Origin of the sequence: Trinickia dinghuensis (assembly GCF_003367175.1) — a bacterium.
Classification (GTDB): domain Bacteria; phylum Pseudomonadota; class Gammaproteobacteria; order Burkholderiales; family Burkholderiaceae; genus Trinickia; species Trinickia dinghuensis.
In genome coordinates this window covers 130,028-150,620 of the sequence record NZ_QRGA01000005.1, presented here as the reverse complement: position 1 = coordinate 150,620, position 20,593 = coordinate 130,028, and the positions used below count along the sequence as shown (strand labels likewise).

Genomic DNA, 20,593 nt, shown 5'->3' with positions numbered 1-20,593 from the left:
CCCTAGACGATCGTCGACACAACGGCGCACGAATAGGTTAGAATCTCGCCCTTACGCTTTCGGTCGCACTCATTATCAGTACGAGTACGGCACGCGTGCCGCTCCCGCGGCGCCGCGAAAGTGAGCCAGACATCGAAGCGCGCGATTCGCGTGGCTTCGGCGCGAGGATGGCGAAATTGGTAGACGCACCAGGTTTAGGTCCTGACGCCAGCAATGGTGTGCGGGTTCGAGTCCCGCTCCTCGCACCACTAACGTATTGATTTCCCAGGAAATTGCTTTAGGTGACCGGCAAAAATCTAGCTGATTTTTGCCGGTTTACTCACGTATTTGACAGCAAATTTGCCAGCATGGTCTCGTTATCGGGCCGCGATGGCTTGGTCGATGAACGACGGGAAATGCCTCATGAAACTGGCGCGCAGATGCGCGGAATCTCGATAGATCGGCTCCTGACCTTGCCATGCCGCACAGAAGTCATCCGGACAAAATGAACCGGTCGGATCGATCGCCTCGACGCCGGCGTCATGGGCAACCTTCAGCAGCTCGGCGCGCAAGCCGCTGGTCCTGAACAGAAGCTGATCGGTCGGCAGCCCACCTTCCTTAATGCTGAAACCGTACAGCGAACGCCCGACCAGCGACCGCGGATCGAGAGCGCCACTGACGGGGCTCTGCAAGATGAGAACAACCCGCTTGCCCGTCGACTTGTAGTCGATCAGCAGTTGCGTGAGCGCCGCAAGCGCATAGGGGCGCCCAGCGTCCGACGCTATATCCGCCGAGCCAGTTGGCGTCTGGATCATGTACCCGTGCACGAGGTCGAGATACGCGAGCCAGTACGAGCCGACATACACCGTATCAATGTCGGGGTTCTGCATCATGTACTGCTTGACCTTGTCGGTGTATCCCGAGCAATAGGCATGCTTCGGCTCTTCGACGCCAGGGATCGCTGGACAGCCGCCGAGCGTCGCGAAAACAACTGACTTCACCTTGCCCGGCTCGTCCGTGACGAGCTCGTCTACGCGCGGCCAATATTGCTCAACCTGAGAGTCACCGACAAAGAGCGCTATATGCTTCGAAGGCGTCTTCCGGCTGCGGATCGGCATGCCGTGGAAATCCATGACGGTCATGTCCTTCGTGGGATAGTCCCATTCGCCGATCGCCTTTTCGACCTTTTCGAAGCGAGCCGTGCGCGAGGGAAAGCCGCCAGTACGATACGTCGCATACGACTGGCCAGCGACGAGCGCCATCACCGTGGCAAGCGCGGCCGGAACCAAGATATGCCGCCTGTATCGGATCCGCTTTTCAACGAGCCAGTAGGTCATCGTGGCCAGCGCGAAGCTGATCGCGACGAGGATAAGACGAGTCTCGGTCGACGGAGCATGCTGCAGGTCGATGTGTGCGAAAGACAAGAGCGGCCAATGCCAGAGGTAGAGCGGGTAGCTGATGAGGCCTACCCATACCATCGGGCGCATGCTCAGCACGTATCGATTGATGAGCGACGTCGGACCAGCCGAAATCAAAAGTGCGCCGCCGGCTACGGGAAGCATCGCGCGCCAACCCGGAAACGGCTCGAGATTGGTCAGTTTTGTTGCCGAGAATATGATGAGACCGAAGCCGATCAGTGCCTTCAGATTGGTGACAGTCGAACCCTGATTGATCCACGTGGGATGATTGATTTCGGTGTATGCCAAAAGGCAACCGATCAGCAATTCCCAGATTCGCGTATGGGGGAGATAGAAGGTCGCAGCCGGGAAGTCATGCAGCAGCTGGAGATTGAGAACGAATGATGCTACGGCGAGAAGCGCTGTGATCAAAAAAACGTTCAACTTTGCGCGATGCGCGATGAACAGAATCAATGGCCACGCGATATAGAACTGCTCCTCGATGCCGAGCGACCAAAGGTGAAGAAGTGGCTTTTGGATAGCCTTGGCGTCGAAGTAGCCAGTCTGCATCCACAAGAGGATGTTCGCCGAGAATCCAGCGCCGGAGCCGGCCTGTTCGGCGAGCGACCTATACTCATCCGCCAGCATGAGTTTCCAGCCCAACGCGAGGCAGAAAACGAGCACGAGGATTAGTGCAGGAAAAATGCGCCTTACACGCCTGACATAGAAATCAATGAAACTGAAAGTTTCTGCTTTGAGCCCGCGCAGCAGGATGCCGCCGATCAAATAGCCAGAAATGACGAAGAAGATATCGACACCGACGAAGCCGCCCGACAGCATTGTCGGAAACGCGTGATAGGCGATAACAGAAAGAACAGCGACCGCACGCAAGCCGTCAATATCCGCGCGGTGATTCGGCGAAGAACCCACAATTGCCCCCGATTAATTCCCATTTTTTCGGGGGTGAATGCTAGCACAAAATGTGGATTGCCTATGCCGCTTCCGGTTCCGAACTCGCCGCGGCGATTTTCTCGATCCTCGCCTGCACTCGCGCGATATCGTGATCGGCCGGATTGTCACCTTCCGGCCATTGGGCGCCAGGGATCATCTCGAAAGTGCCGAGATCGTCCTTTAGCCACACGTGGGCCGGGAGCGGCCGCGCCTGCCAGCGCAGATCCTTCAACGGCCCTTCCTTCCATGGCCAGGAGGCCCAGAGATCCGCGCCGTCGACCACGCAAACCATGTTGGCCAGAGGGTCGGCATGCGCCGCATAGAACGCAGAGTCGGCAAACTTCGGTGCCTCGAACGAATGTAGCGCGCCGATCTGTGCCACCGGTAGGAACAGCGGTGTCAGATGCGTGCGGGCGCCCCCGAGCGAGTGCCCGGCCACATGCACGACGTCGCCACGCGGCACGACCTGTAGCACCCAATCCCACAGCGCTTGCATGCCCTCCTGAACGCCCGCCGTCACGTGGCCGCCCGCGACGGGTACGGGATCGAGCGACATGTCGGCGAGCACGTCCATCACCTTGAACGCGCTCGCGCGAGTGCCACTGATGCTTAGACGCGTCTCGCCGGCGGCGTCGGCCGACAGCACGGCCTGATGGCTCGCGTTCTTGTACTGCGCGATCCAGGTATCGCCGAGCGCGGCAAAGGCCGCCTGAGACGCTGCCTGGTCGATGAGATAGGCGGCATTCGCGCGCGCCGCCGCCAGCGCGGTCGCTTGCCAGTCGATCATTGCGGGCTCGACGCGGCGACAGGAGCCGATGCCGGCACGGTGACGATCGCCTTATTGACGGCGCAGAACAGGCCATTCGCGTCCGCAGCGATTGCCACGCCAGGATTAGCGGTCGCGGCGGCCGCGGCGCTGACAAACGCGGTGCCAGCCGGGCACGCCGCCACAATCGACGTAGCGACTGTCTTCAATGCGCCGGCCGCGGCACCATTTACGGCCGCTACGTTTTGTCCGGCTTGTTGGATTTCGGCCGTCGTGCAGCCAGCGGCGACGACTAAAGCGGACGCGACGATACCTGCCGCGAGCGGCATGAGCTTCTTCATGGAAGTTCCTTCGGGTTGTGCCGCAGGCGCGGCGAGCAAGGATTACTGCGCGGAAATGACAGCTTTGGCGCTGGCGCGCGCGATGAGCGTTTGAGCAAGCCAATGAGCGCCGGCCACGATGCCTACGGCGATCGAAACCTGCGCGTCGCCGTCGAGATCGATGTGGTAATGCTTGATGACGGCTGCAATGACGGAAACGACCGCTGCCGTCACCGCGCCGGCGGCGCCAGTTTGTGCGGGCGAGATTGAGTTCATGGATGCTCCTGATCGTGATGAATGACTTCTTCGGGGGTGAACTGGTAGCCGTCGATCGCGTACTTCTGCACGATCCAAATCGGGAACGGCAGCATGTGAATGCCGGCGTCCTTTTTCGTGTGGAACTGCTTGCCGATCAGCAGCCCGTTCACGGTCATGTCGTCGACGAAGAGATACGGGTCGACGGGGACAAGGTAGGTTTCCTCCGGATGCAGCGGCGTCTCACCGGCGATGGTCACCGTCTTCGCTCCCTTGAAGAAGCCCTCCCAATTGAAGGCCTGTGCGTGCGGGCCCCAATGTCCAGCCGTGCAGTCCTCGGAGAACCGGCTCCAGTTGATGACCTCGGCGAAGCAACGCTCAATCGGATGGTGATGCGCCTCGAGCGGCGCGCCGAGCTCATCGGCCGTCATGCCCGAGACGAAGCAGCGGCCGCCCTCGCGTTCGATCAGCAGCTTGCGGGAGTGCTCGAACAGCGCCGTCTCTTTCCGCGGCGCATGCCCGGGCAGAAGCACGTCGACGACGAGCGTCTCTTTTTCTTCGTGGATTTGTTCGACAGTCATGTCCGTAAACGAAAAAAGCCGCTCGAGGCGGCAATTGCGAAATTTCGAAAACCCGAAAAGTGACGTCAGGCGTCGAGCTGCGAGAGGTTGTGCGCCTTGATGATCGTGATGATCTTCGAGGCGTATTGCGGATCCGTCGCGTAACCGGCAGCTGCCACCGCCTGCGCGAAGGTCGCGCCGCTGGTATATGCGAATGCCGGTCGATAGCGCTGGTTCGATGTCAGAAATGCGGCATGGTCCGCGATCGATCCGAGCCAATCGCTATAGGCCCGAAAGCGGGCCTCGACGAACGTCCATGAGCCATTCAGGAATTCGCGCGTGCGTTGCACCGTCACCGGGCCGTGCCAAGATGGATCGGCCTTCACCCCGAAGAGATTGAAGCCCGGCGCGTGAACGCCCCACCCGCTTTCGATCGCGGCTTCTGCGACCGTGAAGCTGGCCGGGATCTTCGTCGATTGCATCGACGTGCGCGCCGCCGGGCCGACGGCTGAAATGAAGTCAGTTGGAGTCATGACATCGCGACCAGCAACTTGTAGACGTCGCTGATCCAGGTTGGAAAGGCGTGGTAATGGGCGTAATGCCATAAGGCGTATAAAGCGACCCCGGGCAAAGCGACGGGAATTGCGACCTGGCGCACGAGGAAGCGCCATGCGTCTGCCAGGCGACAGAAAAAGCGCACCGCTTTTGCACCCTCATTCCAGGTGTCAACGATCGAACTCGTGTTCGCATCGATACGCGTCAAGGCCGTCACGATGACGTCAATCTTGTCGTCCTGTTTCTGAAGGTGCCCTCTCACCTCGCGATCGCTTTTATCGATTCGCGCCTCTAGGCGCGAGAACCTTTTGTCGCCGGCCTTTAGCCGTTCTTCCATGCTCGCGCGCGACGGCGCGGTCTGTGGCTCCGACATGCATACCCCGGAAAAATAAAAGGCCGCTCGAGGCGACCGGTTGCATTGCCCTTGACTATCAGCCCGGTTCGATCACGTTCCCGGCGCGACCATTTTGCTTTGAATCGACGAAGGCATCGCGTTGAAGTGCGACGCATATCGCTCATCGTTGGAAGGAATGACGTCCTGGTTTTGCCACACAGTTGGATCTTGCGCGCAGCTAAACACCGAAGCGATGGCCGTCTTGGTCGAATCGGTCCATTGAATATAGATCTCGGTCATCTAATAGCTTCCTAGAAGGAATATTCCGACGTCGTGACTGAAAACGTCGGCGTTCCGGCGCTGTTCGTCGTTTCGTAATACAGCGATTGGCTCTGTGTGATGAGACACCGCCAGGGGCCAATCAAACCATACGGCGCGGTCACATACCCGCTCGCCTCTTTCTGGCCGCTGCCATTGGCGTCGGATGCAATGCTCAGAGACATCCCGCTGTTGACCGAGGAGATTGCCTCGATATTGCCGGCCGCCTCTACTGCATTCGGGGGGACCGTAGATGTTCCGAAGAGAGTAAACGAAGCGGCGCTCGTCGACGTGGAGAGAGCCAATACTGAAGGGAACTCTATCTTACGGTCTCTTTGCGTTCCCGCCATGAATTGTTTGCTCGCATTCGTCGGCCAAACGGATACCAATGCGCTCGCCGTATATCCTGCCGGCATGTTCGCGCCGCCATATACATTCGGCGCAGCTGCGGTCGTCGCATTCGTTGCGAGGAGAGCAGCGGCCCCAGTGGCGAACGATCCGGAAGCAACCGCTTGAGAAATCGACACGGTATATGTTCCGGCGCCCCCTGTTCCTGTGCCCAGCGCGGTGATCGTCGTCCCTGGCGACGCGCCTTGGACATACTGCCCGACCGCAATCGCGCCAGCGCCAACGCTGCTGACCGTCAGCGTGGTTCCGGCGATTGAGCCTGTAAACAGCGCGGCCTGAGGATTGTAGATCGCATAGAGCGCCACATAGCCGGACGCCGGAGCTGTGCCGGTGTCCATGCCGCCGACGCCGCTCGCGCCCAGGTTGGCAGTTTGGTTGAACAGGGGGAGGCAATACCGAACGCCGCCCAAAGCCGTTTGAACGATGATCTCGTCTGCCAAGAAAGTCGCTGCTGCCGCCGCCCCATTCACTGACATCCGAGCGTTTCGCATGCTGCCGACGATTCCAGCCGCCTGGCTCATCTGCACCGCGTGCTGAGAGGCGGTGGCTGGAGGAACTTGCTGGCCGCCGCCGGCGCACTCGAGGAGCACGCATATCGGATTTCCACCGTTCACGCCTGCGATGGTCTGTTTCACGAGGCTCGCGATCCCGCCGGCAAACATCTCATTGCCCTGCAGCGCTTGCAATCCCAGACCATAGATCGGGATGCCAGCGAGGCCATCAGGCGCATAGGTCGATGGCCCGTTGTTCGTATGAGCTACGGCGATTTTCTGCACAACGCCGTTCGTCCATGTCCCCGCGGTGAGCGGCGGGTTGTTCGTCGCCGAATACGTATCCGCAACCCCCGTATCGGTGAGCACGACTTGAGACTGCACGAGGCGCTTGATTGCCAGCGCTACTTGGTTATATGTGGTTTTGCTCGGAGTCTGGCCGCTCGCCGTTACGACGTTGATGAGCTCCATCATTACCATATTCAGGAAGTCGGCGTCGACGACCGTCGCCGCTAGCCCGGTCACCGGATTTCCGCCGGTAAAATAGCCTTGCGCTTCGGCCGGGGACGGCGTCGGCAATGCGCTCGCGGCGGTCGGTTGATCGGTTTGATACATTTAAACCCCCAATTGGAATTGGTTGATAGCGAAGCTACAGATAGCTGAAGCCATCACGAAGTCGCACCTTTAATCACTGCGAAATTGATGATGACGGCATCCGAGAGCGAGCCGCTTGAGGTATTTGTCACAAAGACTGCTGCAGATGACGACGAGATGCCGCGCACCGAATAGGCGGCCGCATTGGGCGAATTCGCGTTGATGCTCATGACAAGCACGTCATTGGCGGTCATCACGGAGCAATTGAACGTGAACGAAATGGTCGCGCCAGCGGCGAGCGCCGCATTGTTCATCGTGATCTGACCGGTCGGGGAATTGAGTGTGACCGTCGTACTCTTGTTCGTCGTTTGCGTAACGGTGCCACCGGAGCCCGTGCCGTAACCCAAACCGCCCGCGCTCGTCACGAGTGCGTTGCCGTTTTGATCGAAGACCATTGTGTCGCCCAGCGTCGTCGACTCGGTCGAGGCTTTATGCGTGGCGACGTGGAACGATCCCGATGCACCGGTCGCGCCGGTCGTATCCACCGAACTGTATGTGCGTACATAGTTCTGCTGGGCGAGAAGTGGGAGCGTTCCACCGATCTTATAGATCGTCGAATGACCGACGCCAGTTGCTCCTACACCGTCGATCACCTTGTATTCATTCGTCTGGCTCGTCGTCAGATACCCGGCCGTATTCGCCAGCACGGGCGCGCCGGTGGTCGTGTCGTAATAGACATTGTTCAACGTCGATGCGTACGTCGCTTGGTTTCGAATCGGCACAACAAGGCCGCCGTTGGGACCTAACAAGCGATTGCCACGGATATCAGCATAGGTGCAATTGCTTTGCGCCCAGACCCCATAAGTGCTCGCCGTGGTCGCGTAGCCGTAGGCGATGTTGTTGAAAACTGATAGGCGATTCAGCGCTGCGCCATTGATGGCATTGCCTTGTGCACTGAATATCGTATTGCCCTCCACCTCAACATCACCCGTACCGGTATTCGAGGTAGCGGCAGTAACTTCAATGCCGTCCATCTGCGCACTGTCGACAGTGTTATTGCTGATATCGACGGTTTGTACAGTGCCCCCGCCCGTAAATATGCCTGGGCCTTGCGTCAAGCGAATCGTGTTATTGATCGCGTGACCAGCACTGATCTCGATACCTTGATAGCTGTTGTAAACCGTATTGTTTCGGATATAGCTATTGCGCGCTTCGCTCAGCAGATTGAAATTGAGCGCATTGAAATTCGTGTCATGTACGTAGAGGTTCTGGAATATGACATTGTTGATCGTCGCGGCCGTCGAGTCATAATGATAGACGGCCTCACCATGAAATCCCGATACATTGACACCTTCAACCAGTACGTTATCGCCGAAGAACGTAGCAATTCCCTTGCGACAGATATCTCCCGTCCAAAGATTGGTGATCGAAGGTGTTCCAGTCCAATCGCCGGTAATCGTTCCGTGACCGCCCACATAGAAGAAGCCCGTCGAGCGTGCCGTTCCGCTCGCGCCCCCGAATTCAATGAAGCCGCGCTCATAGGACGTCGACGGCGGCGAACCGCCCGTATCAGACGGCCACGAAAACTTCTGCGAGCAGTTCGTCGGCAGGTTGGCGGAATTCATCGCGCCATCGTCGATCAGCGATACATTGACGACGTTCGCATTCGCGGGCGTGAAGCGCGATGCGTTGAAATTCATCGTTGCGCCACGGCTGACGATGAACGTCGTGTTGCTGACGTACAGCAAGTCTGAATCGATCGTATAGGTTCCGGGCGGAACGATGATTGTTCCGCCGCTGGCCAGCATTGCATTCGCCGCCGTGGAACTGTCGGTTGCGCCGGTAGGATCGATCCCGGCGCCGGCTAGTAGCCGATAATTCGATCCGAGTGCGGTTACTGCCTGGAAAGATGGATCGGAACTCGCGCCGTTAGAAACCAACGCTTGTCCGGCCGTGCTCGGAGCGGCCCATGAGAACGGTGTCGTGCCGCCTTCACCTATCGCGATGCCGTGCGCCGCGGGAGTTGCTTGCCCCGTACCCCCAGATGCAACCGGCAGCGGCGCAATACCGCTGATCGAGCCGCCCGTGATCGTCGCGCTGGATGTCTGAAGCGAGCCAACGGAGGCGGCCCCGGTGACCGTCAGCGTCGGAATGGTGACCGGTCCTGTGAACGTCGCCCCTCCGAGCGGCGCGTAGAGCGCGAATTGACCATTGAGCGCCGCGGCCGTGAGTATCTGGCCGGGCGAGAATTGAGCCCAAGCCGAAATCGACGAAAGCAATAGAAGCGCGAAAGCGAACAGCTTTTTCATGTGGAAGCACCAATGAAAAAGCCCCGCCGAGGCGGGGCCTAAATGTGTAATTCGTCTGCGTCAGGCGAGAGCAGATTCGCCGAGAATGAAGGTCGAATCGAGGGAACCGGGCTGGCCGTATGCGAAAAGCAAGAGCGTGTGGGCAGGCTTGCTCTTGCTCAGTTCACACTGCAGAACAGCGTTGCCCCAAACGGCGAGCGGTTGACCCGCGGCTGAATTGCCGGCCGTGAAATAAGTAATGGTTTCCGCAGGCGCATTGATGCGCCATGCGAACGCCCAGTCTTGACTGCAAACGGGGGCGCCCGCACACGACTGCCCCGCCCGGAACGGTGCGAACTGGGTCACCGTGATCTCGTAGCCAAGCGTCGCCGCGTAGGCGATAAAGTATTCGACGGACTGGCCGCCTGTGTTCGTGAGCCGCGCCTTCACTTGCGCTTGGCGCTGCGCGAGCGTGGGCGACTCGCCGGCGCACGGATCTGGAAGCCCGAGCGTTGCCTCCCATTCCGGCAGCAGCTCGAGGGCCGTCGGCGGGAATGCATCGACCAGCAAATAGTTGGCACTCGTCGTCAGCGCGGCGAAGCACGGCGTGAAACCAGAGAGAACCTTTGTCTGTGCAGCGTCCGGATCTCGCGGCCATACCCGGCCGCGCGGTAGAAGCGCCTGCAGCGCCCGCAGATATTCCGCGGCCCCGTAGTTCGGTGCTGGCATCTTTTAGGCGTAGGTGATGGTGCCGAGCGCGGGGAGTTGCCCGGTGGCATTCGTGATGTTCGTGTTAGGCGGGTAGGTCGTCGTAGTCCCGTTCACCGTGCTCGTGATCGCCGCGATCAAATACCCAGCTGATCCCGATACTGAACCGATAGCTGAGCTCACATCTGACAGGTCTAGTGTGCCGCCTGGCTCGCCTTCGCGCAGCATCAGGTCGGCCAGGGCCCCGTCGATCGCCGCCTGTGTCGTCACCGAGGTCACGCCGGTGATGCGGAAGCCAATCTGGTTTTCAATCGGCGAACAGGCATAGACAAGCGCTGTCACCGGCTGCACGGTGATTAATGCGTTGGCCAGCGTCAGTTGGTCGCCCGCTGCGACGGCACCTCGCGGCGCGCCGCCCGGTCCCTGGTCGTATTGCGATACGCCGTTCGTGCCCTGCGGGAAGCCTGCGTGCCCGGATTCGGCGTCGTCCATCATGAAATAGACGACGACGGTGCCAGCCCCGAAGCCGTTTGGGGCGCACCATGCCCGCGTGACGCCCGACACGGCGCGCGCCCACGTGACATAGTCCGCCTGCGCCCCGCCTTGCGCCGGGTTTTGGTAAGCGAGCATCACGCGATCGCGATAATCGTCCTGCTCTTCGACGTCGGCGCCCGAGCTCACGACCGCAGTCACCGCGCCGCTCGACTGGATGCCGGTGATCGCGGCTGAAAGCGAAACCGAAGTGCCGACGTCGCAGTTGCCAATGCTTCCCGCGGTCACCGCCTTGATATTGACGGTGACCGTAGTCCCGACGACGGCGGCGTCGGCAGTCGTCACATATGCGAATCCGTCGGCGGTACGATTGACAGCGGTGCCCGATGGCAGATCGACGCCGGCGGAACCGGTGAACTGCGCGGTCAGAACGGCTTGCGTCGCGGCCTCAAGGTACACGCTCTTTAGCGCGCCCCACCCCGCTAGATATTCGTCTTCGGCGGTGAATGGAACAGCCTGCTTCGCGATCCAGTCGAGATAACCATATAGGCCGAAGACGAGCGCCGCCAACGCTGTGCCGACAATCTTCAGGACCGCCTTTTGGAGCAGTGAAACGGTCATGCCGACAGCACTCTTGATGTCCGTCCAGATCTGAGTGCGCAGCGCGCTGAGGGTTGGGCGCGAAAAGGGCATTAGTTCACCACGGGCCATGCCCAGTTATAGGACTGCATTGCGGCGTCATTCGGCTGATATGCGGTAATGGAGATGCCCAACATGTCGGGCTTCACCCATTGCGTAACGACCATGAAGCTGCCCACGACACCCGTATCGATTAGCCACTGGATGGCCTCGACGACATAGTCGTAGGCATCGGTCAGCGTCTTATCGGTGGGCGACTTCCGGCGCGACAGCAGCCACAAGCGCGAGCCGGTCGGCCCTGTGTCGTCACCGGAATCGTCATCGCCCCACCAGCCACGGCGATCGCCGGATCCATCCGGGATTTCATCGTCAGGCGCGGCCTCGCGGTCGGTGAAAAGACTGAGCAGCAGCGCTGTCTCGAGGTCGTCACCCGTCGCGATATCACCGGCGAGCACTTGCCAGTCGCCGCGCGCGTTCGCCGCGTCCCAGACAATCTTGAAGTCGCTCACTCGGTCACCGTCGGGATGTCCGACTCAATCGTGCTTTCGCCGCCCTGCACGTTCTCGACGTTATGTTTGTGCGAGTTGTACTTCGTACGCATGCCAGCCATGTTGTCGGTGTTCGTTTCGTAGTTGTCGATGATGTCTCCAGAAACTTTCAGGAGCGGCGTATTCATCACCATTTCCGCCGAAGCGTTGATCGTCACGATCGTCGCGTTGTCGACCTCGACCGGCTGGGCATTCGCAAGCACCTTAATGCCACCGCCAGCCGTGAGGTAGATCTGCTTCCCGTCCGCGGTGAAGATGGTCGTTTCGCCCGGCTGTAGACCGGTAGGCCTTGATCCCTGGTGATTCGTGGCAATGACGAGGCCGCTGCTGCGGTCGCCGCCGACGAAGACGATCGCCACATCGGATCCTTGCGGCGGCACCGACGTGAAGCCGAACTCCGCAACACGTTTTAGGTTGTCAATCGTTTCGAGCCCGTTGATCTGAGCCTGCAGCAGCTGCACGCCTCCTTCGTCATTCACCGGTGCGCTGACGCGGCCGCGGCCGGCGATGAGCAGCACGCGCCGCGCGAGCCGGTCGACGGTCGCTTGCGTGCTGCCAAGCATGCGATGGAATCCGCGAATCGCGGCATGGATGCTTCTCATCGCGCACCCGGCAGTGCGCTTGCATCGACGAACATCGGCTGAAGCGCCACGGGCTCCGGCAGGTAAGCCTCCGGCCGCATGATCGTGAGCTCCGCAATCGTTCCCTCTTCCTCGTTGCGGATATAGGTGACTTCGCCCAGGAGCCACACTTCGTTCACGATCTTCAGCTTCGGCAGCGTAACGGGAATAAGTGTGTTCGGCGTCCAGAGCGTGCCGCCGCCGTCGCGCCAGCCATCAGTGGTCACCACGATCTCCGCCGCGCGCGCGATGCGCCGGTTCATTTCCCATACGGCGCGCCGGTTCGCGAGATCCTCATAGCCCTGTACGGCCTCCGCGACGATGAACCGCTCGCGTGTGCGCTGCACGCCGACGTCTTCGACCGACACGATAACGTTCGCACCGATACCCGCATCGGTGAACGTTTCGACCGATTGCGTGAACACCGTGTACTTTGAAAACCGCTGCGATGCCGAATACCGGACCCGCGCGTGCTGCACGTTCACACCTTCAGCGACGCCACCGACATGCATGGTCTGGTGCGCCTGCGTCAACAGCAGATCTCCGTATGGATCCTCATAGACGAGTAGTTGGCTGTACCGGCTGATGCGCTCGATGATGTCGTATGCGCTCTCGCCGATGAAGAGGTTGAACTGCGGGATCGGTGGCAGGTTTTCGATATCGCACGTCACATTGATCCCATAATGCGCCGCCAGCTTCGATGCCACGTCAAGCGCGGACGTGCCGCTGATCTGCCCGTTCGGCCATACGGCCGAACAGTCGACGAGATCCTGACACTTTCCTCGACCGGTCGCACTGATCGAGTGGCTGTCGGCGTCATACTCCGGCACATAGTCGTCGATGTACCCGGTGATAATCCGGTCCTGGCCGATCATCAGTTGGAATGGGTCGCCAGCCTGCACGACGACTTCTTCCGTCTCACCCGGGTAGGCCTCGGTCAGCCCGAGACTGAAATCAGATGGGCACCGCTCGATGCCCCGCGTGACATGCACGTCGGTCCAGCCGCTTACTGCCTGGGCACCAGCGACGAGAATCAGATCGTCATCCATGCGTCAGCTAGCCAGCGCCTGGAAAGATTGCGGCATGAAAAGCGGATGCACCGGCTGGACTTGCTGCACGAGCTGATCCGCGCGCGTCGCGTCATCGTAGATACGATGAGCCAGCACCACTGCGGGCAGCGATCCGGCGAAGTTCATCATCACGAGCGACGCGAGATCGGCGCCCCGCGCCTGCAGATCTGCGACGACCGATGCGCGCAGTGTCCGGAGCGCGGAATAGCTCGAATCTTCCTCCGCATCGGCCGCAGTGAGGATCTCGGCGTCGAACAGGGTCGTCACGTTCTCTAGCACGGCCGTCGCATCGTCGTATGACGACGGCTGATAGCTCGCGCAGGCCTGCGCTACGCCCGCGAGAGCCGCGCGACGGAACAATGCCGCGCAGCTCGTCTGCATCGATTGCATGGCCGCTCCGATCGGCGAGTTCGTGAACGAGCTCGTCGGCGAGAACGAGGCGAGATCAGTCGTCAGCCGGATAGCATCGGCGGGATCCGCTGCGGATGCGGCAAGCGCCGTGACGAGCGCTTGCGCGGCGATGGCGAACGTCGTGGTATCGCTCGCGTTCGCAGCCGCCGTCTGCAGCGCGGCGCCGGCGGAGACCACCGCCGAAACATTGGCGGTATCGGCCTCGAGCAACTGCTCTGCCGTCGTGTTCGCAGGCGCCGTCTGGTTCGAACCGGTATAGCCGCTGTTGCCGCCCCCGAAGAAGCGACCGAAGTCTCCGGCGAGCGTCGAGACGGCGTTCAACACACGTTTCACGTCGTGAATATCGGTCACGGCTGTCTGGTACCACGAAACTGCCGTATCGACAGCGGTATTCACCACCGCGGCACCTTGCTCGATCGCGGTCGCTACAGCCGTAGCGAAATCCAGCAACGAGCCGCTTAGGAGCCCGGATGCGGCCGTGCCAACTGCGCTTTGCGTCGACGTCGCGACGTTTGGGTAAATCTTCGCGCCGCCGCGCATCAGCGACAGCCGGATCATGATCACGCGACCATGATCGAAGCTCTCGCTCGCCTCCGATTCCATGCAGCTGACGTTCTGCACGCTCCCGAACGTCGGGTGTACGAGCGTCCGCGGTCCGCCCTTCTCGCACGCCGTGACCAGCGCGTCGCGCTGTGCGATCACAGGGCCGCCGCCATACACACGGCTGCTCTCGATCAGGAAGCCGATGAGTTCGTACTGTCTCGGCAGCTTCCCGAGCGGCTCGATATATGCATCGTCGCGATACGGATAACGATGCACGACGTTGCGGCCGCCGAAGCGAGTGCGATTTTCCCGCACGGCGAACGGAACGCCGGCGAACGATGCCTGCCGGAGCGACCCCCACCATGTGCCGGCACCCGGCCCGGTGAGGATCGACGCAACCTGCTGGGCGGCAGAGGCGAGGCCGCCAATGCTGCCGGCGAAAGTCGTGAGAGTTGCTGCGCTCATACCCCGGGTCCCATCAAAGCGGAAGTGCCCACGTTCGCCGAGGCCGTCGCGTTGCCCGAGCTGCGCACGGTCGCCCTCATGCTATTCGGTGCGTTCACGAATCCGACCATCACATGCACGCGGCCGGCAATCGCCGTCGCGTCGCCAGCGCGGATTGCCGCCTCGTTGTCGGCTTGCGCCGGCCGCTCATAGAGGCGGGACACGATCTCGCCAGCCTGCGCTGCGCTGGTCGCCCGCTGAAGCGCGGCGCCCGCGCGGCGCTCGTTGCCCAGTCGCATCTCGTAATCGATGAACTGCAACTGCTCGTCGAGCGACGACTGCCGGATGTCCTTTCCGAAGCGCTTGCGAAACTCTTCTTGCCGATCCTTATGCCACTGCCCCAGTCCGTAGGCTTGACCATTGTCGCCGCTTGCCGTGGGGTCGTAGCCGCTCTCACGGAATATGTTCGAGGCGATGCCCGCGGCCTGCGCCGGACTCCAGCCCATCTGTTCGAGGCGCCCTACGATCGGCGCCGTTTGCTTGTTATCTGCTGCACTCGAGCGAAACAATCCGGTTACCCAACGATAGATGCCGCCACCGATGCCGCCGCCAGCGGGCCCGGTCACATCGGGCGTCGCGATGCCGCCCACCATCGCATTCGCAATCTGCTGTTGTCGATCGTCCTCAGATTCACCGGGCATCAAGGGAATGGCCTTATCGAATGCCTTTCTCCTTGCAGTTTCGGCAACGTAGCCTGCCGCGCCCAGCATCACCGTGCTACCGGTGGCAGTCGTTGTCGCGATCGTGGTCAGAAGGGTAACCACGCGCACTGCCTGTGCGATCAGCGTGGCAATGCTCGCGATCGGCCCCGCAAAGGTAATCGCGGCGATCGCCGCTCCAATGGTCTTCACACCGCCGATCTGATCGACGAACTTCGCAGTATCGTCGGCCGCCTTATTCCAGTCGGTCGTTTGAATCCACGATGCGATCTTCGGGCCCCATTCCTGGGCGATCGGTTCGAGCTTGTTAGCAACTGTGGTCAACGCCGGCGCGATCGACTCACCAAGCGAGTTCTTCAGCTTCCCGAACGACGCATCGAGCGCCACCATGTTTTCGTTGAACCGCTCGCCGCGCGCGATCTGATCTGGCGTCATAGTCGCATCGAGCTTTTCGTATTTCGCTACGTAGGCGTCGATCGCCGCTCCGCCCTTCGATAGCAGCGGTGCGAGGCCGCCGAGTCCGAAGATTCCGAGGAACTTCTCACGCGCTTGAGCGTTCGTGATGCGTGCCGCGGCGTTCGATACGTCGTGCAGCGCACGGATCGTATCGACTGAGCCATCAGCCATCCGGTGAATACCGATGCCTTTGCTCGACAGCACACCCGCGACGAACGTATTGCGACCGGCGGCCGCATCCTCGAATGCAGAGCCCACCGACTTCAGCCCGGACGTCATTTCGGCGTCTGACAGTCCGGCTAGCCGCGCGGCACCACGGTATTTCTGCAGTTGGTCGGTCGTTACGTCGATCACTGACGCCGTGTTCGCAATCTCGGTCGCTGAACGTCCCCACCCATGTGCCATCGCCGCGAGACCCGCGATCGAACCGGCCGCGGAGATCGCGGCGAGCGGAGGGGCGATCGAACCGATACGTCGCGCGGCGTCGCTCGCCACGCCGCCGACCTTGACAAGCCGATCGCCGAGCTTGTCGAGGCCCGTTTCCTTCGAGAATGCCTGAACCGATGCTTTGACGTCGGAAATCGGCTTCGTGATCTTGCCGATCGCCTGATTGACGCCCTTGGCGACCGCCGTCGCGCGGTCAACAGCGCTGATCGTGATCTGGAAGACATTGGGCATCGAAAAGACCTCAAGTGCTCTGCTTCAGGCGCTCGGCCTGCTCATGCCAATACTGGAACTTGCTCAGCTTCAGACGGCCGGCGTCGTCTGGTCCCCACTTCCAGAAGAAGGTGAGGTCGGCGCGGCGGTCCCCGAGGTCTCGCCAGACTGCTGGGGCCGCCACGTAAAACCCGAGAGGTATGCCGTCGCCTCCTCGTAGTTCGCTTTGCCGATCTTGCGGATGACGGCGACCGGCGCACCGGACACCAGCGAAATCAGCTCGGCATTGCATGCGAATGCGGTGCCTTCGACCTGTGCGCTCTGATCGAGCTCGTCGACGGTCGGCTCGCGCAGCGCGAGCGAGTCATACGTGCGCGTGTCCCCATTCAGCGTAATCGGCTGCTTTAGCACCACGGTCTTCGCCGGCAGCTGCTGCGCGCCCTTCGGCGGCGTCCAGTCGAAGGCCTTCAAGTACTCGACCGCCTCTTCGTAGCCGGTCTTGCCCAGCGTCCGGATCAGCGTCAGCGGAATACCCGACACCATCGAGATCAGCGCGGCGTTCACCGCATATACAGAACCTTTGGTCTGGGTGCTGCGGTCGAGCTCATCGACGGTAGGCTCGCGCAGCAGGATGGAGGCGTGCTTCAGCGGGCCGAGTTCAAGCGGCTTCGGCAGAACAATGACTTTTTCTTTGGCTTGGCTCATATTCAGCTCGTCGTGACCTCGGTAACGCTGTCGTCGGTGCCCTCGAGGCGCACGTCGAAAGTCGCTTCGTTCGAATCGACTTCCTGCTCGTCGACGGCCCACATCGCACTGCCGATGACTGTCTTGCCGTTCGCGAGCGTCGCGACGCACGTGACGTTCGTCCAGCCATTGATGTCCTTCACGGTTAGGCCGCCCCAGTCGCGTAGGTTGAATGCGATGAACGGCGCGGTGGGTGTTTCCTTGAAGCCGTGAACGCGGTCCGAGCCCGAGAGGGTTTCGCGTTTCCGGTTCCCTGCTTTGTATTTGAAGTCGCCTTTGACCATGTAGGTCGTGCCGTCGACCGACACGTCGGCCGTGCCGGCGAGGAGCCCACCACTAGCAGCTGCCATTTGAAATGCTCCAGTCAGAATCGAAAGGGGCCGCCCGGGAGCGGCTTATTGTGACCACGCGCCGGCCTTCAGGATGTCGTCGCCGGGACGATGTTCGAGAACTGCATCAGGAGCGCGAAGACGCGCAGCTGGTCGATCAGGATGGCCGGGTATAGCACGTCGACGCGGTTCGGGTTCGTCGAGTTCTGCTGGACGATGAGCCCTTGCGCAAACACCGTGCTTCCCTGCACGTAGCCGTTCTCCTCGAGGTACTGATAGCGCGCGATCAGATCCGACTTGATCATGCTCGGCGTGACCACGCTGGTGCCCGGCGATACGCGCGTGCCGTCGGCCGCCAGCTTCACGCGAGCGTATTTCGTCGTGACAAGCGACTTCAGGTCGCGCAGCACGAACGCGAGCAGGTTCATCGTCTCGACTTCGAGATAGCTGTCGTCCGAGTCCCCGAAACTGTTCTTCTGGTACGTGGTGATCATGTTCTCGATCGACACGGTGCCATCGTCGGCGACGTCGAAGGTCGAGATGCCGTCGTACAGAAGCGTGTTGCGGTCGGTCAGCGCGAAACGCATCGATACAGGCGGTGCCTGCATCGTGGCGAGCGTCACGGTTTGAAGTGGCTGGCCCGGGTCAGCGCGCGCGGAAACCGCGACGGCCGCCGCGAGATCCGCTGCGATCACCCACGCGGGCGTCGGCGAGCCATTGAAGCCGGTGATCGACATGTGCTCGTCGTTGCGCGTCACGCCGAACGTCGTCAGCGTGCCCAGCGTTCCACGGTAGGCTGCATATGCGCCGCCATACAGCTGCTGGCTCCAGCTCCAACGTCCGGTCTGGGTGCTCAGGAACGACTGCATCGCGTTGAGCGATGTGCTGTCGGTGTAGGGCATCGCGATGAAATCGAACTGCTGGTCGCCTAGGTTCGCGAGTGCCGTCGCAAGCGTTGACGGGTTCGTCGCGCCGTTCGCCATCGGAACGATCGTGACCGCGAGACCCGTGGGCGTCGCTTCGCCGGCCAGCGTACCGCCGTAGTTCAGTTGGATGTCGATATCGTTACCCGCGAGGCCTTTGTTGTTCGCGGTGAAATCGACCTTCGATGCCGTCGCGCCGTCGACGGCCGCCGACACCGGCAGGTTCGGGAGCGTCGCCATCTGCGCGACGAGCGCAGTCGCCATCTGGGCGAGAGACATGGTCGGCGTCACGACGAGCGAGATGATTTGGCCGCCAATGTATAGCGACATCACGCCGGTGGCCGTCGCCTGGCTCGTGAACGCAAGGCTGCCGACGGCTGCGGTCGATGACGGGTCGTCCTGCAATGGCAGCAGCCAGACCTCGCCGAACGAATCGCGGGCACGATATGCGGCCGTCATCAGCGCGAGCATCGAGCCCTGTCCCGCGAGTGCCTTGGTCGCGCTGACACCCTGACAGATCTGCGCCTCATTCGGCGTGCCGGAAGCACCGCTGTTCATCTGCCCGATGATCAGCGCGCGGAGCGTCTGCTGGCCGGTGTTGGCATTCGACGGATCGAAATCCGCGTAGAACAGCGGCACGCGGATGTTCTGGGGAATGTTGGGAAAAGCGATATCGCTCATTTACTTTGCTCCCTCTTCGGGCGCGGGGGCCGGCGCAGCCGCGGCGCCGGTTGCGCTTACCGTGGTGGTCTTCGATGTTTCCGTTTGTGGTTCCGCCTTCACGGCATCGCCGTCGCGAATGCGGCGAAGCCAGAAAAGGTCGAAGTCGCTGACCTCCATGCCTTGTGCGGGCACGATGGTCACGGGCTTTTTCAGTCCTTCCACCGGCGCGGCGGACAGGAGCTGCTTCGTGACCGGATCGCGCAGAAGCAGACCCGGTGCGGGTTTCACAAACATGGGGGTCCTCTATTGGGTAAAGTTGATCGTCAGGCCCGGCACGGTCGTGCCGTCGGGCTCCTGCACCGTGACGTCCACGCCCTGGAGCGGCGTCAGCGTGGGTTGGTAGAAATCGCGCGGTCCCTGCACCGTGACCATGTCGATCTCGATCGACATTTCAGCCATCGGCTCTTCCGAGTCGATCGCCTGTGTGAGCGCGCAACGGAACGAACTGAATTCCTGGACTGGAGCGCCGGCGCCCATCAGCGTCGGGTTATTGATAATTGCGGCCTTCACTTCGTCTCGAAGCGTTTCGAGCGCTTCCGCGACGGCCATCGACCCGGCATCAAATGCCGAGCCGGGGGCTGCGGCCGGTTGCGCCGTGCGCGCAAGCACCTTTAGCGTCACCGTTACGTTGAATGCCGGCGCGCCGGCATTCCCCCACGACTCGCCGGTCTCGTCGAGGGGTTGGACCAGCAATGCGGGATATGGACCCTGCGTCGGCCATGTGCGCGCGAAAAAGACGTTGTTACCTGCCGATGTGCTTCCGGTGAGTGCCGAGACTGCGGCCGCTCGAATTACGGAGGTCGTGGTCATGGCGAACTTACCTTGTGAAGCTCGAGCCGCAGTTCTCCGAGGCCATCGGATTTCACATCGCGGATTACGTAAGTCGTGTTGACGCTGGCGATCGAAAGTCCATCGTTCTGCTGCGGCGCCCGGCTGACGAACTGCTCGGCGCGAACCACGAGAACTGGCTTCACGGTGATAACGTCCGCACCGTCGCCAAGGTCGACATTGCGGTTGTAGCCGTTGAAGAAGATGCCGGTGATCGAGAGCGGGCTCCCACCCGCGGGCAGAAACGTTGCGGGTTCGCCAAACGCATCGTTATGGCACGGCGCCAGCACCGCCGCATCCCAATCGATCGGCATCAGACCACCCGGCTACCCGGCGGACGGCCGCCCTGAATGCGCAAACCGCCAACCGTCGCACCTGCGCCGCTTTCCTGTTTTGCGCCTGCGGGCACAACAAAGCCGGCTGCCTGCAAATACTTCGCATCTTCGGCGGACAACTTCACCGGGTCGCCCGGACCGTATTTCTTGCCGTCCACAGACACCGTACGCCCCGGTGCTACGACGAA

General features: G+C 61.2%; 24 protein-coding genes and 1 tRNA gene. 1 reads left to right on the top strand and 24 read right to left on the bottom strand.

The features are described 5' to 3' along the window. Nucleotides 1-161 precede the first annotated feature (161 nt). Nucleotides 162-248: transfer RNA gene (locus DWV00_RS08985), tRNA-Leu, on the top strand. A gap of 108 nt (nt 249-356) precedes the next feature. Here DWV00_RS08985 and DWV00_RS08980 read toward each other — a convergent pair. From DWV00_RS08980 to DWV00_RS08865, 24 genes are all read right to left on the bottom strand, one after another. Next, on the bottom strand, nt 357-2,306 hold the full coding sequence (locus DWV00_RS08980) for an acyltransferase family protein (protein ID WP_181885399.1): 1,950 nt from the start codon (nt 2,304-2,306) through the stop codon (nt 357-359). Between the two features lie 61 nt (nt 2,307-2,367). Beyond that, nucleotides 2,368-3,114 carry an alpha/beta hydrolase family protein gene (locus tag DWV00_RS08975; protein WP_115533221.1) on the bottom strand — a complete coding sequence of 249 codons (747 nt, stop codon included), beginning with the start codon at nt 3,112-3,114 and terminating at the stop codon, nt 2,368-2,370. Then, on the bottom strand, nt 3,111-3,434 hold the full coding sequence (locus tag DWV00_RS08970; RefSeq protein WP_115533220.1) for a hypothetical protein: 324 nt from the start codon (nt 3,432-3,434) through the stop codon (nt 3,111-3,113). Before DWV00_RS08970 ends, DWV00_RS08975 begins: the two co-directional genes overlap by 4 nt. A gap of 42 nt (nt 3,435-3,476) precedes the next feature. Further along, a complete protein-coding gene (locus DWV00_RS08965; protein WP_115533219.1) occupies nt 3,477-3,689 on the bottom strand; it encodes a hypothetical protein in 213 nt (70 codons plus the stop codon). Further along, the gene (locus DWV00_RS08960; protein WP_115533218.1) at nt 3,686-4,249 is read right to left on the bottom strand and encodes a hypothetical protein; all 564 of its coding nucleotides are present in this window, start codon (nt 4,247-4,249) and stop codon (nt 3,686-3,688) included. Before DWV00_RS08960 ends, DWV00_RS08965 begins: the two co-directional genes overlap by 4 nt. Before the next feature lie 65 nt (nt 4,250-4,314). Then, entirely contained in the window at nt 4,315-4,761 is a 447-nt protein-coding gene (locus DWV00_RS08955) for a glycoside hydrolase family 73 protein (protein WP_115533217.1), read from the bottom strand. Continuing rightward, complete coding sequence (locus DWV00_RS08950) at nt 4,758-5,120, bottom strand: hypothetical protein (RefSeq protein ID WP_147297859.1); 363 nt, start codon at nt 5,118-5,120, stop codon at nt 4,758-4,760. The genes DWV00_RS08955 and DWV00_RS08950 overlap by 4 nt, the downstream gene beginning before the upstream one ends. Before the next feature lie 108 nt (nt 5,121-5,228). Continuing rightward, on the bottom strand, nt 5,229-5,417 hold the full coding sequence (locus DWV00_RS08945) for a hypothetical protein (protein WP_115533215.1): 189 nt from the start codon (nt 5,415-5,417) through the stop codon (nt 5,229-5,231). Nucleotides 5,418-5,428: 11 nt separating this feature from the next. Beyond that, nucleotides 5,429-6,949, bottom strand: a complete 1,521-nt coding sequence (locus DWV00_RS08940) for a hypothetical protein (RefSeq protein ID WP_115533214.1) — start codon at nt 6,947-6,949, stop codon at nt 5,429-5,431. Between the two features lie 53 nt (nt 6,950-7,002). Then, nucleotides 7,003-9,237: a right-handed parallel beta-helix repeat-containing protein gene (locus tag DWV00_RS34340; protein ID WP_220274674.1), complete on the bottom strand. Its 2,235-nt coding sequence runs from the start codon at nt 9,235-9,237 to the stop codon at nt 7,003-7,005. A 60-nt stretch (nt 9,238-9,297) separates the two neighbouring features. Further along, a complete protein-coding gene (locus DWV00_RS08930; protein ID WP_115533213.1) occupies nt 9,298-9,945 on the bottom strand; it encodes a YmfQ family protein in 648 nt (215 codons plus the stop codon). Nucleotides 9,946-9,948: 3 nt separating this feature from the next. Next, nucleotides 9,949-11,109: a baseplate J/gp47 family protein gene (locus DWV00_RS08925; RefSeq protein WP_115533212.1), complete on the bottom strand. Its 1,161-nt coding sequence runs from the start codon at nt 11,107-11,109 to the stop codon at nt 9,949-9,951. After that, entirely contained in the window at nt 11,109-11,564 is a 456-nt protein-coding gene (locus DWV00_RS08920) for a phage GP46 family protein (protein ID WP_115533211.1), read from the bottom strand. Before DWV00_RS08920 ends, DWV00_RS08925 begins: the two co-directional genes overlap by 1 nt. Further along, nucleotides 11,561-12,121, bottom strand: a complete 561-nt coding sequence (locus DWV00_RS08915; protein WP_245964793.1) for a phage baseplate assembly protein V — start codon at nt 12,119-12,121, stop codon at nt 11,561-11,563. Before DWV00_RS08915 ends, DWV00_RS08920 begins: the two co-directional genes overlap by 4 nt. 80 nt (nt 12,122-12,201) lie before the next feature. Next, nucleotides 12,202-13,272, bottom strand: a complete 1,071-nt coding sequence (locus DWV00_RS08910) for a phage baseplate assembly protein (protein WP_115533210.1) — start codon at nt 13,270-13,272, stop codon at nt 12,202-12,204. A 3-nt stretch (nt 13,273-13,275) separates the two neighbouring features. Then, nucleotides 13,276-14,712, bottom strand: coding sequence for a DNA circularization protein (locus DWV00_RS08905; RefSeq protein WP_115533209.1), 1,437 nt, complete (start codon nt 14,710-14,712; stop codon nt 13,276-13,278). Beyond that, entirely contained in the window at nt 14,709-16,544 is a 1,836-nt protein-coding gene (locus DWV00_RS08900; protein WP_115533208.1) for a phage tail tip lysozyme, read from the bottom strand. The genes DWV00_RS08905 and DWV00_RS08900 overlap by 4 nt, the downstream gene beginning before the upstream one ends. 69 nt (nt 16,545-16,613) lie before the next feature. Then, complete coding sequence (locus DWV00_RS08895) at nt 16,614-17,228, bottom strand: phage tail assembly protein (protein ID WP_115533207.1); 615 nt, start codon at nt 17,226-17,228, stop codon at nt 16,614-16,616. 2 nt (nt 17,229-17,230) lie between these two features. After that, complete coding sequence (locus DWV00_RS08890; RefSeq protein ID WP_115533206.1) at nt 17,231-17,617, bottom strand: phage tail tube protein; 387 nt, start codon at nt 17,615-17,617, stop codon at nt 17,231-17,233. A gap of 68 nt (nt 17,618-17,685) precedes the next feature. After that, nucleotides 17,686-19,200, bottom strand: coding sequence for a phage tail sheath subtilisin-like domain-containing protein (locus tag DWV00_RS08885; protein ID WP_115533205.1), 1,515 nt, complete (start codon nt 19,198-19,200; stop codon nt 17,686-17,688). Then, entirely contained in the window at nt 19,201-19,476 is a 276-nt protein-coding gene (locus tag DWV00_RS08880) for a DUF2635 domain-containing protein (RefSeq protein ID WP_115533204.1), read from the bottom strand. Between the two features lie 9 nt (nt 19,477-19,485). Beyond that, entirely contained in the window at nt 19,486-20,052 is a 567-nt protein-coding gene (locus DWV00_RS08875; protein WP_115533203.1) for a hypothetical protein, read from the bottom strand. After that, on the bottom strand, nt 20,049-20,384 hold the full coding sequence (locus DWV00_RS08870) for a head-tail joining protein (RefSeq protein ID WP_115533202.1): 336 nt from the start codon (nt 20,382-20,384) through the stop codon (nt 20,049-20,051). The genes DWV00_RS08875 and DWV00_RS08870 overlap by 4 nt, the downstream gene beginning before the upstream one ends. Beyond that, on the bottom strand, nt 20,384-20,563 hold the full coding sequence (locus DWV00_RS08865) for a hypothetical protein (protein WP_147297858.1): 180 nt from the start codon (nt 20,561-20,563) through the stop codon (nt 20,384-20,386). The genes DWV00_RS08870 and DWV00_RS08865 overlap by 1 nt, the downstream gene beginning before the upstream one ends. Nucleotides 20,564-20,593 lie beyond the last annotated feature (30 nt).

Coding starts and splice junctions, on each gene's coding strand:
- DWV00_RS08900 (WP_115533208.1), bottom strand. CDS start 16,544: ATGCCCAATGTCTTCCAGATCACGATCAGCGCTGTTGACCGCGCGACG.
- DWV00_RS08960 (WP_115533218.1), bottom strand. CDS start 4,249: ATGACTGTCGAACAAATCCACGAAGAAAAAGAGACGCTCGTCGTCGAC.
- DWV00_RS08975 (WP_115533221.1), bottom strand. CDS start 3,114: ATGATCGACTGGCAAGCGACCGCGCTGGCGGCGGCGCGCGCGAATGCC.
- DWV00_RS08950 (WP_147297859.1), bottom strand. CDS start 5,120: ATGGAAGAACGGCTAAAGGCCGGCGACAAAAGGTTCTCGCGCCTAGAG.
- DWV00_RS08875 (WP_115533203.1), bottom strand. CDS start 20,052: ATGACCACGACCTCCGTAATTCGAGCGGCCGCAGTCTCGGCACTCACC.
- DWV00_RS08880 (WP_115533204.1), bottom strand. CDS start 19,476: ATGTTTGTGAAACCCGCACCGGGTCTGCTTCTGCGCGATCCGGTCACG.
- DWV00_RS08925 (WP_115533212.1), bottom strand. CDS start 11,109: ATGCCCTTTTCGCGCCCAACCCTCAGCGCGCTGCGCACTCAGATCTGG.
- DWV00_RS08965 (WP_115533219.1), bottom strand. CDS start 3,689: ATGAACTCAATCTCGCCCGCACAAACTGGCGCCGCCGGCGCGGTGACG.
- DWV00_RS08940 (WP_115533214.1), bottom strand. CDS start 6,949: ATGTATCAAACCGATCAACCGACCGCCGCGAGCGCATTGCCGACGCCG.
- DWV00_RS08945 (WP_115533215.1), bottom strand. CDS start 5,417: ATGACCGAGATCTATATTCAATGGACCGATTCGACCAAGACGGCCATC.
- DWV00_RS34340 (WP_220274674.1), bottom strand. CDS start 9,237: ATGAAAAAGCTGTTCGCTTTCGCGCTTCTATTGCTTTCGTCGATTTCG.
- DWV00_RS08895 (WP_115533207.1), bottom strand. CDS start 17,228: ATGAGCCAAGCCAAAGAAAAAGTCATTGTTCTGCCGAAGCCGCTTGAA.
- DWV00_RS08890 (WP_115533206.1), bottom strand. CDS start 17,617: ATGGCAGCTGCTAGTGGTGGGCTCCTCGCCGGCACGGCCGACGTGTCG.
- DWV00_RS08970 (WP_115533220.1), bottom strand. CDS start 3,434: ATGAAGAAGCTCATGCCGCTCGCGGCAGGTATCGTCGCGTCCGCTTTA.
- DWV00_RS08955 (WP_115533217.1), bottom strand. CDS start 4,761: ATGACTCCAACTGACTTCATTTCAGCCGTCGGCCCGGCGGCGCGCACG.
- DWV00_RS08930 (WP_115533213.1), bottom strand. CDS start 9,945: ATGCCAGCACCGAACTACGGGGCCGCGGAATATCTGCGGGCGCTGCAG.
- DWV00_RS08910 (WP_115533210.1), bottom strand. CDS start 13,272: ATGGATGACGATCTGATTCTCGTCGCTGGTGCCCAGGCAGTAAGCGGC.
- DWV00_RS08870 (WP_115533202.1), bottom strand. CDS start 20,384: ATGCCGATCGATTGGGATGCGGCGGTGCTGGCGCCGTGCCATAACGAT.
- DWV00_RS08905 (WP_115533209.1), bottom strand. CDS start 14,712: ATGAGCGCAGCAACTCTCACGACTTTCGCCGGCAGCATTGGCGGCCTC.
- DWV00_RS08885 (WP_115533205.1), bottom strand. CDS start 19,200: ATGAGCGATATCGCTTTTCCCAACATTCCCCAGAACATCCGCGTGCCG.